Source organism: Roseovarius gaetbuli (assembly GCF_900172365.1).
In the GTDB taxonomy this organism is placed as follows: Bacteria; Pseudomonadota; Alphaproteobacteria; order Rhodobacterales; family Rhodobacteraceae; genus Roseovarius; species Roseovarius gaetbuli.
On the sequence record NZ_FWFJ01000068.1, the window covers coordinates 1 to 11,641 of the forward strand.

General features: G+C 60.2%; 10 protein-coding genes, 1 tRNA gene and 1 pseudogene. 5 read left to right on the plus strand and 7 right to left on the minus strand.

What is annotated here, in order from left to right; all coding sequences use genetic code 11:
• The 4 genes and pseudogenes from ROG8370_RS18700 to guaB form a co-directional block, all read right to left on the minus strand.
• Nucleotides 1-138 (minus strand): annotated as a pseudogene (locus tag ROG8370_RS18700) (transposase); the annotation flags it as partial.
• 93 nt (nucleotides 139-231) lie between these two features.
• The gene (locus ROG8370_RS18705; protein WP_085828659.1) at nucleotides 232-2,520 is read right to left on the minus strand and encodes a hybrid sensor histidine kinase/response regulator; all 2,289 of its coding nucleotides are present in this window, start codon (nucleotides 2,518-2,520) and stop codon (nucleotides 232-234) included.
• A gap of 111 nt (nucleotides 2,521-2,631) precedes the next feature.
• Nucleotides 2,632-3,798, minus strand: coding sequence for an RsmB/NOP family class I SAM-dependent RNA methyltransferase (locus tag ROG8370_RS18710; RefSeq protein ID WP_085828660.1), 1,167 nt, complete (start codon nucleotides 3,796-3,798; stop codon nucleotides 2,632-2,634).
• Nucleotides 3,799-3,837: 39 nt separating this feature from the next.
• Nucleotides 3,838-5,286: an IMP dehydrogenase gene (guaB, locus tag ROG8370_RS18715; protein WP_085828661.1), complete on the minus strand. Its 1,449-nt coding sequence runs from the start codon at nucleotides 5,284-5,286 to the stop codon at nucleotides 3,838-3,840.
• A gap of 137 nt (nucleotides 5,287-5,423) precedes the next feature.
• Between guaB and speB the strand changes: the two genes are divergently transcribed.
• Nucleotides 5,424-6,386, plus strand: a complete 963-nt coding sequence (gene speB / locus ROG8370_RS18720; protein ID WP_085828666.1) for an agmatinase — start codon at nucleotides 5,424-5,426, stop codon at nucleotides 6,384-6,386.
• Here speB and yidD read toward each other — a convergent pair.
• The 3 genes from yidD to rpmH are packed head-to-tail and all read right to left on the minus strand — an operon-like array spanning nucleotide 6,383 to nucleotide 7,205.
• On the minus strand, nucleotides 6,383-6,634 hold the full coding sequence (gene yidD / locus ROG8370_RS18725) for a membrane protein insertion efficiency factor YidD (protein ID WP_085828662.1): 252 nt from the start codon (nucleotides 6,632-6,634) through the stop codon (nucleotides 6,383-6,385). The two genes, speB and yidD, sit on opposite strands and share 4 nt — an antisense overlap.
• Nucleotides 6,631-7,050 (minus strand): ribonuclease P protein component, encoded by a 420-nt coding sequence (gene rnpA, locus ROG8370_RS18730; protein WP_085828663.1) that lies wholly within the window; start codon nucleotides 7,048-7,050, stop codon nucleotides 6,631-6,633. The genes yidD and rnpA overlap by 4 nt, the downstream gene beginning before the upstream one ends.
• Before the next feature lie 20 nt (nucleotides 7,051-7,070).
• The gene (gene rpmH / locus ROG8370_RS18735) at nucleotides 7,071-7,205 is read right to left on the minus strand and encodes a 50S ribosomal protein L34 (protein WP_027241708.1); all 135 of its coding nucleotides are present in this window, start codon (nucleotides 7,203-7,205) and stop codon (nucleotides 7,071-7,073) included.
• A gap of 282 nt (nucleotides 7,206-7,487) precedes the next feature.
• Here rpmH and ROG8370_RS18740 point away from each other — a divergent pair, with 282 nt between their 5' ends.
• The 4 genes from ROG8370_RS18740 (at nucleotide 7,488) to ROG8370_RS18755 (ending at nucleotide 11,202) form a co-directional block, all read left to right on the plus strand.
• Complete coding sequence (locus ROG8370_RS18740) at nucleotides 7,488-8,231, plus strand: TVP38/TMEM64 family protein (protein WP_085828667.1); 744 nt, start codon at nucleotides 7,488-7,490, stop codon at nucleotides 8,229-8,231.
• A gap of 2 nt (nucleotides 8,232-8,233) precedes the next feature.
• A complete protein-coding gene (locus ROG8370_RS18745) occupies nucleotides 8,234-9,652 on the plus strand; it encodes a dihydrolipoyl dehydrogenase family protein (RefSeq protein ID WP_085828664.1) in 1,419 nt (472 codons plus the stop codon).
• Between the two features lie 24 nt (nucleotides 9,653-9,676).
• Nucleotides 9,677-11,068, plus strand: coding sequence for a sensor histidine kinase (locus tag ROG8370_RS18750; RefSeq protein WP_085828665.1), 1,392 nt, complete (start codon nucleotides 9,677-9,679; stop codon nucleotides 11,066-11,068).
• Nucleotides 11,069-11,125: 57 nt separating this feature from the next.
• Nucleotides 11,126-11,202: transfer RNA gene (locus ROG8370_RS18755), tRNA-Arg, on the plus strand.
• Nucleotides 11,203-11,641: the final 439 nt, after the last annotated feature.

Here is an 11,641-nt window from a genome sequence, read left to right on the forward strand (position 1 = left end):
CGCATCCATCCCGCCAAATTTGGCCCGCCATTTGTAAAAGCTGGCGCTGCTCATCCCATGCTCCCGACACAGCTCAGAGACCGGCACACCACCCTCCGCCTGCTTCAGGATCGTCATGATCTGAGCGTCGCTAAATCGTCAGTTCTTCATCGTAAATCTCCTCAGATATCTTGCCGAGAAAATTCTACTTTTGAACACCACTAATTTTGGGGGGATTACCCCGGCCTCCGCTCATCCCATTTGGCGGTGAACAGTCTCGGTCAACTCATTCAGGGAAAATGGTTTGGGCAGAAAGATCGAGTTCGGGATTTTGGCCTGCGCGTCGCCAAAGGTCTCTTCGGCATAACCAGACATGAACACGACCCTGACATCGGGGCGCTCCTTCAGAGCGGTCTGAACCCAACTTGGTCCGTCGATGCCCGGCATGACCACATCGGTGACGAAAACATCAACCTTCAGCGCCTCATCGGTCAAAAGCTCGAGCGCATCTTCGGCGGATTCGGCCTCCAGCACGGTGAATCCGCGCAACTGCAATGCACGGCTGGCAAAGGCCCGCACCGGTGCCTCGTCCTCAACAAGCAGGATGACGCCACTCACCGGTGCCTCGTTCCTGGCAGCAGCCTTTGGAATGGCCTCGACCTTTTCGTCGCCGAGATAGGCCGGGAACACCAATTGGAAACTTGTGCCCTCGCCAGGGTTGCTGCCGACGAAGATGAACCCGCCGGTCTGCTTCACAATACCATAGGCCGTGGACAGACCAAGACCGGTGCCTTCACCGGTGCGCTTGGTGGTGAAAAACGGCTCGAATACCTTCTGGAGCTTGTCCGGCGCGATCCCAAGCCCTTCGTCGATCACCTGAACCGACACGTAACGCCCCGGCGCAACCACGGCGCGGTCGCGGCGCAGCGGCTCTGTCAATGTGAGGTTTTCGGTGACGATCTGAATGTCACCGCCCTCGGGCATCGCATCGCGAGCATTGACCACAAGGTTCATCAAGACCTGTTCCAGCTGTCGCTTATCGGCGCGAATGGCAGAAAGGGTCGGGTCATGGCTGAGCGAAAGCGTGACCTTCTCGCCCACCAGACGGTTCAAGAGGTGTGTCAGATCCGACAGGGTATCGCGCAAATCGACCACCTGAGGGCGCAAGGTCTGCTTGCGTGAATAGGCCAAAAGCTGGCTGACCAAAGCCGCCGCGCGATTGGCATTTTGGTTGATCTGCATGAGGTCGCTATAATCGACATCGCCTTGATCATGGCGAAGCAAAAGAAGGTCGCAATGCCCTGAAATCGCCGTCAGAAGGTTGTTGAAATCATGCGCCACGCCGCCCGCCAACTGACCGATCGCCTGCATCTTTTGGCTTTGGACAAACTGTGCCTCAAGCGACTTAAGCTCGGTGGCATCGCTCAGCACGGCGATGAGCACAACCTCACCTTCTTCCATGGCGCGGTTCAGGGTAACCTGCACGAAAACCTCGCGATCCTCACGCCGCACGCGCAGGAATTCAGAATGCACGGTCCCGCGCCCTGCCGCCGCATCATCAAGCCAGTCTGTAATTGAACGCCCCAAACCCTCCATCACGTCGCTCAGAAGAGCGTCCTTGCAGCTTGCAACGCCCAAAAGGTCACGCGCCGGCCGGTTTGAGAGCTGAATCCCACCATCCCGCGCAACCTTTAACAGTGGCACAGGCAGATCATCGAAAAACGCCCAGCCATCAGGCTGTCGCTCGGCGCCGACTATCCCCGGCAAGAGGAACACCTCGCGCCGCCCGGCGGTGCCCTCAAGTTCGACCACCAAACAGGAGACCTCGCCGTCGGGCGTGATGATTTCATTCATCTGCCCCGAGCGCAGCGGCAATTTAGAGCTGATCCTGTCCAATGTGCGAGCCCGCTCACCGACAAGGGCGCGGGCCGCGGCATTCATGAACAAAACTGCCTCGTTGCGCCCCACCGTCAACATCGGCAAAGGCATCGGATCCGCATCTCTTTGCGGTCGATCAGCGGATTTTTCAATGCGCCAGAGAAAATGATCAGGGCCGGCGCGATGAACGCTAAGGTGCAAATGCCCGGCGCGCGTCACCACGTCCTCGACGGCCGCGCCCTTGGCAACGGCCCGGCTTTCCATGCGGAACAGAATAACACCAGGATTGGCCAGCAACTGGCGAAGCGCGCCGGCCAATGTCACGGCCTCCTCTGCATCGAAGGTCTGAACCGCCGCCGGGTTGGAATAGATGATTTTCCCCTCGGGGCCGGTTAGAATAGAGGGCGTAATATCCTCGCCAATCAACGCCTGCGCGCGCTCGTAGACACCCTGAACAGAGCGCGCCACCGCACGTTTGATGACCACAACCCAAATCGCCACAAGCGCCAGCGTGGCCCCCACCAGCCCCAACGTCAGCTGTGCAAGGCCCGCAGGCATCAGGTAGGCCGCCAGCCAAAACAAGACCGCCGCTACAAGCACGACGCCCGCCCGCGGGCCAATGCGCAGTGCAGCCTGACGGATCGGCCCGTCAGAAAGGGTCATAAAAGCCAAGAGCCGCTCCCTCAAAAATCGATTTTTCCCCTCCTGTCTGAGGCAAAACCCTTAAGCGAGACTTAACGACACTGGGGAAAACACGTCAAGGTTGCGCTTCGATTAACTTTTCTTGCTAAGCTCTGCGATAAAGAAGCCATCCCCGCCATCGGAAATATCGAACCGGGACTCGGTCACAAGTTGCCAGTCGGCATTTTTACTTAAAAAGTGACGTATAGAATCTTGATTTTCAACGTTGAAAACAGAACATGTTGCATAGACCAGCACCCCGCCGGGCGCGACAAGGGGGGCCGCGTCCTGCAATATCTGGCGTTGGATTTTGGTCAACTCATCCAAGCGTTCGGGCGTCAGCGCCCATTTCGACTCGGGCGTGCGGCGCCATGTTCCACTTCCTGAACAGGGCGCGTCACAAAGCACCAGATCAAAGGGCCCCTCGTCGCGCAGCCGCCCTGTCTCGACAATGGTGACGCGAACACCGGCCCGCTCGGCGCGGACCGGCAGGTCCTTCATGCGCTGCGGTGCTGTGTCATGCGCGAAGAATATGCCATCCGCCCGCGCCGCAAGCGCAAGAACCTTGCCGCCGCCACCGGCGCAATAATCCATCACACGCGCACCGGGCGCGATCTCAAGCCCTGCCATTGCCGCCTGACTGCTGCCATCCTGAAGCTCGACAAAACCATCGTTGTAGCAGGCAGAGCCGGAAATTTTCCGCTCACCTTCAGTGACATGCAAGGCAGTTGCGGCAATGTCATGCGGATGGGCGGTAACGCCCTCATCGGCCAGACCCGCAATCGCCTGCGCGAGGCTCCCCTGCCGCAGATTGACCCGCAGCATCACCGGCGCACGCGACTGTAAGGCAAGCGCCGCATCCTCGGCAGCCTCGCCAAGCGAGGCCTCGAACAGCGGCCAGACCCACTCGGGGATATCAAGCCGCGCCGCGCCCGTCGGCGCAGAGCCAGCGGCAAGTTCCGCCGCAGTCAACGGCTCGGGCGCGTGGCCCTCTCCGGTGAAAAACTCTGTCGGGTCAACACCTTGCGCGCGCAACGCGCCGATCATCAAACCGCGCCCCGTGCCAGCGCCGCCAAGCGCCGCAAACGAACGCCAGCAGCGCAGAACACCAAACACGTGATCCCGCAGGGCCGCGCGATCCTTGGAGCCTGCAAAGCGCGAGCGCCGCGCCCATGCGCTGATGGCCTTTTCCGCATGCGCGCCGTCAAGCATGGCATCAAGGATCTCAATGGCGGCGGATATCCGGGCAGCGGGGGTCATATAGTTACCTTAAGTTATCCGCCTAAGCCACGGAATACATTACCCAATTCTATAGTTCGGGCTTTCGCGAGTGATCTGAACATCATGCACGTGGCTTTCCTTGAGGCCCGCGCCGGTGATGCGCACAAAGGTGCAATCGCTGCGCATGTTTTCAATCGTCGCACAGCCGGTGTATCCCATCGCCGCCCGCAACCCGCCGACAAGCTGATGGATCACATTGCCAGCCGGGCCTTTGTATGGCACCTGCCCCTCGATCCCTTCAGGCACCAGCTTGTCACTGGCGGCATCCTTTTGGAAATAACGATCAGCCGAGCCGCGCGCCATGGCGCCGAGGCTTCCCATGCCGCGATAGGCCTTGAAGGTCCGGCCCTGATAGAGGATCACCTCGCCGGGCGCTTCGTCCGTGCCGCCAAGCATGCTGCCGACCATGGCGCAGGACGCCCCGGCGGCAATCGCCTTGGCGAAATCGCCGGAAAACTTGATGCCGCCATCGGCAATCACCGGGATATCGCCCGCCGCGCGCGCGCTATCCATGATCGCGGTCAGCTGAGGAACACCAACACCGGCCACCATCCGCGTGGTACAGATGCTGCCCGGGCCAATCCCGACCTTGACCGCATCGGCGCCCGCCCCGATCAGGGCACGCGTGGCCTCGGCGGTGGCGACATTGCCGGCCACGACCTGAACCTCGTTCGAGAGCTTCTTGGCGCGCTCAACCGCAATCGCCACGCCCTCAGAGTGGCCATGCGCCGTGTCAATCACGATCATGTCCACGCCCGCATCGACAAGCGCCTGAGAGCGCTCGAACCCGGCATCGCCCACGGTCGTGGCCGCCGCGACACGCAACCGCCCAAGATCATCCTTGCAGGCCGTCGGGTTGAGCACCGCCTGTTCGGTATCGCGCAGCGTCAGCAGGCCGGTCAGCTTGCCTTTGCCGTCGGTCACCAGAAGCTTTTCGATCCGGCGCTCTTTCATCAGGGATTTGGCCTGCTCGCGATCTGCGGGCTCTTGCAGAATGGCAAGGTTCTCGCTTGTCATCATTACCCGCACGGGGGTTTTGTCATCTTCGGCAAAGCGCATATCGCGGTTGGTCACGATCCCAAGAACACGCCCCTTTTCATCCACTACCGGAAAACCGGTAACGTTATAGCGTTCCTGAAGCGCCTTGGCATCGGCCAGCGTCTGATCCGGGGTCAGGGTGATCGGGCTATAGACAATGCCGCTTTCAAACCGTTTGACGCGGCGGACCTGATTGGCCTGTTCTTCAACGTCAAGGTTGCGGTGGATCACGCCCATGCCGCCAAGCTGGGCCATGCAGATCGCCATCCGGCTCTCGGTGACCGTATCCATCGCCGAGCTGAGCAGCGGGATATTCAGGCTGATCGAGCGCGTCACATGGGTGCGCGTATCCGCCGTATTGGGCAGCACACTTGATGCCGCAGGCACCAGCAGGACGTCATCAAAGGTAAGGGCCTCGCGAATCTCCATTACGGTTCTCCATGGATATCTCGTTTGGCGCTTCCCTATTTCACGGATCAGCGACAGGGAAAAGGGCGATTCGTGCCTTGCCGACCGCGACATTTCCGGCCACCGTCGCGCAGACCAATAAAACAGCGGGGAGTCGCATGGCAGATCATGGCTATCAAGGCGGCAGGCTTGACCTGCCATTCGTGGGAATTTGCACCTTTGGCAAGCGCCCCTATGTCGCCGATTGGGCGTCGATTGACGCCGATGTGGCGATCCTCGGCGCGCCGTTCGATTTCGGCACCCAGTGGCGGCCCGGCGCGCGTTTTGGCCCGCGCGGTGTGCGCGAGGCCTCGACCCTGTTCAGCTTTGGCCATGCCGGGGCCTATGACCACGAGGATGACGCGATCTATCTGCCCGGTGACGTGCGCATCGTCGATATTGGCGACGCCGATATCGTGCATACCGATACGATGAAAAGCCACGCCAATATCGAGACCGGCGTGCGTGCCATTCTGGCGGCGGGTGCCCTGCCCGTCACCATCGGCGGTGATCATTCGGTCAACATCCCCTGCATCAACGCCTTTGATGATCAGGGCGACATTCATGTCCTGCAAATCGACGCCCATCTTGATTTCGTCGATGAGCGTCACGGCGTGCGCTTTGGCCATGGTAACCCGATGCGCCGCGCCGCCGAAAAGCCCTATGTTACCGGCCTGACGCAGCTTGGCATCCGCAATGTCAGCTCGACCGCGAAAGAGGGTTACGAGGATGCCCGCGCGCGCGGCTCTGATATCCTGTCGGTGCGTCAGGTGCGCAAACTTGGCCCCGAGGCCACCGCCGCGCGCATCCCAAAGGGTGCTCGGGTCTATATCACCATCGACATTGATGCCTTCTGCCCCTCGATCGCGCCGGGCACCGGCACGCCGAGCCATGGCGGGTTTCTCTACTACGACGTGCTTGAAATCCTGCAGGAGGTTGCCAAGACCCACGACATCGTCGGCATAGACCTTGTCGAGGTGGCGCCGGATTATGACCAAAGCGGGTCAACCACGATTCTGGCGGCGCAGGTTCTGCTCAATCTGCTTGGGTTCATCTTTCACGCCCGCGCCGCGCGGGCCTAGGCGTCGCGGCCTTTGCGCCCAGGCTTTGGCTCTGGCACCGGATCGTGGCCGCATTGCCCCCAGGGGTTACAGCGCCCGATCCGCTTGGCCGCCATCCAGCCGCCGCGCAACCCGCCGTGCTTTTCAAGCGCCTCAAGGGCGTATTGGCTACAGGTCGGGTGATAGCGGCAGTGATAGCCGACCCAGGGCGACAGGATCAGGCGATAGCCCTTGATCGGCAGCGACAGAAGGCGCGCCAGCGGGGTCATGATGCCGGGTGCAGTTTTTTGAGCGCTTGGAGCAGATCGCCCTTGAGCGCCTCAAAGGGCCGGTCTGCGGTGACATCTTTGCGCCCAATCAGGACATAATCCCAACCATTCAGACCACTTACAGGCAAAACTTCATGTGCAACGGCGCGCAGGCGACGCTTGGCACGGTTGCGCGCCACGGCGTTGCCAACCTTTTTGGAACAGGTAAACCCGACCCGCATGCCAAGGTCATCGTCGCCACGCTTGCGCGCCTGCACCATCATCGAGGCAGTACCCTGACGGCGCGCGCGCGCGGCGGCCAGAAAATCGGCGCGTTTGCGCAAAACCGTCACCGGTTTTAACTTAACCTCTGGACATGACGAAACCGCCGGGTTCATGGGCCCTGCATCGCTGTCAGGGGCGCCCGGCGGTGTCATTGTCTCAACAAGACTGGCGCTTACGCGCTCAGTTCCTTACGGCCACGTGCGCGACGTGCGTTTAGGATCTTGCGGCCTGCTTTGGTGGCCATACGTGCACGAAAGCCGTGGCGGCGTTTGCGAACCAGGTTCGAGGGTTGAAAGGTGCGTTTCATCGCTCCGTCTCCGACTTTGTCAGGTGGCGCATTTGGGAATCGCGCCTCGGCCTGTGTTATCTGAAGCCCGGTCTATAGAGGGCCGATTTTCACAAGTCAAACCCACAGGGCGGCTTTTGCAACAAAAACATACACATTCCTCGACCCAATGTTACAGTCCGCGCATTGGGCGCCCGTAACGTGGCGGAAACACTCACCTCCGATCACCCCCGCGTGAGGCCACTGGCGGTGGCGGGTTCGGCTATGCAAGTAGTGTTCAACAATATCAAACCGGGCAGGACCATGGAAAAAACTTCGCAAGACACTCCCAAGACCCAAAAGGCCGGGCTTATGCGGCATGCACCGCTGGCGATCATCCTGACGGTTGCCGTGATCGGCTTTTTCACGTTGCGCGATTATATCACCTTCGACACGCTGCGCGAACATCGCGACACCCTGCTGGCGTTCCGCGATGCCAACTTTGCGCTGATGGTGCTGGCCTTTATCGCGGTTTACTTTGCCATCGTGGCGTTTTCCCTGCCCGGTGCGGCGGTGGCCTCGGTCACCGGCGGGTTCCTGTTCGGGCTGTTGCTGGGCACGGTGTTCAACGTCACCGCCGCGAGCCTTGGCGCGGTGACGATCTTTCTGGCCGCCCGCTGGGGCCTTGGCCAGACGCTTGCGGCCAAGATCGAAACCTCTGACGGCACTTTGAAAAAGCTCAAGGCGGGGCTGAATGACAATGAGATCAGCGTTCTGTTCCTGATGCGGCTTGTGCCTGCGGTGCCGTTTTTCGTCGCCAACCTCTTGCCGGCGCTTGTCGGGGTCAAGTTCATCAACTTTGCCTTTACCACCGTGTTGGGCATCATTCCCGGCGCGATTGTCTTTACCTGGATCGGGGTCGGTCTTGGCGAGGTGTTTGACCGCGGCGAAAGCCCGGATTTGTCATTGCTGTGGGAGCCGCAGATAATCGGCCCCATTCTGGGCCTGAGCGCGCTTGCCGCGATGCCCATCGTGATTAAGGCCCTTCGGGGCAAGAAAGGAATTTGAGCATGACCAAGTTGAAAGCGGACCTCCTTATCATCGGGGCTGGCTCTGGCGGTCTGTCGGTCGCGGCCGGCGCGGTACAGATGGGCGCAAGCGTGATCTTGCTTGAGGGTCACAAGATGGGCGGCGATTGCCTGAACTATGGCTGCGTGCCCTCGAAGGCGCTGATTGCCAGCGGCAAGGCGGCCTATGCGCAGTCGCATGCCAGCGTTTACGGCGTCGCCGATGTCACGCCCTCGGTCGATTACGCCGCCACCAAGGATCACGTCGCCGATGTGATCGGCCAGATCGCCCCGGTCGATAGCCAGGAACGGTTCGAGGGCATGGGCGTGCGTGTCATCCGTGAATACGGGCGTTTCATCTCGCCCACAGAGGTGCAGGCCGGCGAACATGTGATCACCGCCCGCCGGATCGTGATCTCGACCGGCTCTTCGCCCTTCGTGCCGCCCATTCCGGGGCTTGAAAACGTGCCCTACGAGACCAACGAGACGATCTTTGAGCTGCGCGACAAGCCCAAGCATCTTTTGGTGATCGGTGGTGGGCCGATTGGTATGGAAATGGCACAGGCGCATCGCCGCCTTGGCTGTGAGGTGACGGTGATCGAGGGCATGAAGGCGCTTGGCAACGACGACCCGGAACTGGCCGCCGTGGTGCTTGACCGCTTTGCCGCAGAGGGCATCGAGATTGCCGAGGGCGCCATGGCCGCCGAAATTCGCGGCAAGCTCGGCGCCATAGAGGTCGAGGTCAAGGATGGGCGTGTCTTCAAGGGCAGCCACCTTTTGATGGCGGTCGGACGCAAGGCCAATATCGACAAGCTTGACGCCGAAAAAGCCGGGATCGAAACCACCCGCCGCGGCATCAAGGTCGATGCCGGCATGCGCAGCACCAACCGCCGCGTCTATGCCATCGGCGATGTGGCGGGCGGGCTTCAGTTCACCCATATGGCCGGCCATCACGCCGGGCTTATCATCCGCTCGGCGCTGCTTGGCCTGCCAGCAAAGGAGCGCACGGATCATATTCCCTGGGCGACCTACACCGACCCGGAACTGGCGCATGTCGGCCTGACCGAGGAGGCGGCGCGCAAGGAGCATGGCGGCAACCTTGAGGTGGTACGTTTTCCCTATTCCCACAACGACCGCGCCATTGCCGAACGCAAGACCGAGGGGCTCATCAAGGTCATGGTCGTGCGCGGTCGCCCGGTCGGCGCCTCGATTGCCGGGGCACAAGCGGGCGAGCTTATCAATCTCTGGGCCTTCATCCTGGCCAATAACCTCAAGATGAAACATATCGCCAATATGGTCGCGCCCTACCCCACCTTGGGTGAAATCAACAAACGCGTCGCCGGGGCCTATTTCTCGCCAAAACTGTTTGATAGCCCTATGGTGAAACGCGTCGTGCGCTTTGTGCAAGGCTGGCTGCCCTAGGGCGGCGATTAAGGAGACAAGGGATTGCTCAACTCACTTTCAGGGCGCTTCCTGATCCTGACAGCGGTCTTCGTGATGCTGGCAGAGGTGATGATCTTTGTCCCCTCCATCGCCCGCTTTCGCGAGGATTTCCTGCTGACCCGGCTTGAGCGGGCGCAAATCGCGTCGCTGGTGCTCTTGGCCGATGCAGAGGTCACACCGGACCTTCAAGACGAGCTTTTGCGCAATGCCGGCGTGTTCAACGTGGTGCTGCGCCGCGATGAGGCGCGCCAGCTTGTGCTGACCTCGCCCATGCCCGGCCCCATTGCACAGACCTTCGATCTGCGCGCGGCACCGGCCTTTACGCTTATTCGCGACGCGAGCATGCGCCTTTTGACGCCGCAAACCGAGGTGATCCGGGTGATCGGCCAGCCGGTGCGCATGGGCGGCCTTCTGATCGAGATCACGCTTGAAACCGACGACTTGCGCATAGCGATGATCGACTACGGGCTGCGCATCCTGATGCTGTCGCTGGTGATCTCGATCTTTACCGCCGTGCTGTTGTTTCTGGCGGTGCGGGTTTTTCTGGTCAAACCGATCAAGCGGGTGATCGGGCATATGAAATCCTATGCCGAATCCCCCGAAGACGCGCGCCGCGTGATTGAGCCCTCGGCCGGGATCATCGAACTGCGCGAGGCCGAAGAAACCCTGCAATCGCTGCAAACCCAGCTCACCGGTGCCCTCAAGCAAAAAGAGCATCTTGCCCAACTGGGCGGCGCCGTGGCCAAGGTCAGCCATGATTTGCGCAATATCCTGACCAGTGCGCAACTCTTCACCGACCGCATCGAAATGAGCGAAGACCCAAGCGTCAAACGCATGGCGCCCAAGCTGGTGAATTCGCTGACCCGCGCCGTGCATCTGTGCGAGGCGACACTGGCCTATGGCAAGGCCGAAGAGCCCGGCCCGACGCTCAACCGCTTTCGGCTGGCCGATATCGTGGATGATGTCATCGACAGCGAACGCCTGTCGGTCGGTGACAGCGACATAAGCTTTTCACATGATATTCCAGACACCTTGTTCCTGCGCGCCGACGCCGAACAACTCTATCGCGTGATCGGAAACCTTGTCAGGAACGCCCGGCAAGCGATTGTAAATTCACAGAAACCCGGAGAGGTGAACATCACTGCGGCAGAGGATGACAAGGAATGGATCATCCGCGTCACCGACACCGGCCCCGGCCTTGCCCCCAAGGCGCGCGAACATCTCTTCAAACCCTTTCAGGGCGGCGTCACCAAGGGCGGCACCGGTCTTGGGCTGAGCATCGCCATCGAACTGACGCGCGGCCACGGCGGCGATCTGACCCTGGAACGCAGCGATGAAACCGGCACATCCTTCTGTGTGACCCTCCCCAAAGGAAATTTTTCCCAAGGGGCGTGATTTCTGCCAAAACGCCCTTGCAAACCCCTGCGCCAGAGTCTAATTGCTGGCCTCAACGGACCGATAGCTCAGCTGGATAGAGTACTTGACTACGAATCAAGGGGTCGGGGGTTCGAATCCTCCTCGGTCCGCCAAAAAATTCAAGGGCTTAGCGATAAATCGCTAAGCCCTTACTCTTTTTTAGTCTCTTTTTAGTCTCTCATTTTCTAACACCTGAACTGGTGACTTAGTGTAAACGGGCACGCCGCAGACCACTCCCAAGGCGGCACGCCTGCGAACACCACTACGGTTTCTGGAAAATCGCTGCCTAGGAATTGATCACTCGCAAGTTCTGCAGCACGGAACGCCCAGCCAAAGGTTGCATTAATTTTCCTATAATATTACCTAAAGCTGATACTGAACTGTAGCGCCCACGACTAATTTCAAGGAAGACTGATGTTGATTGTCACTGAGAACTGACCCGGCAACTGCAGAAATTGTCATTGAGAATTGACCCATGTGCAACCTTACCCCTGCTTGATTCAGCTGGGGGCTATTGGAGTGGTAGACATGGGATTTTTGAGGGTTATTCGG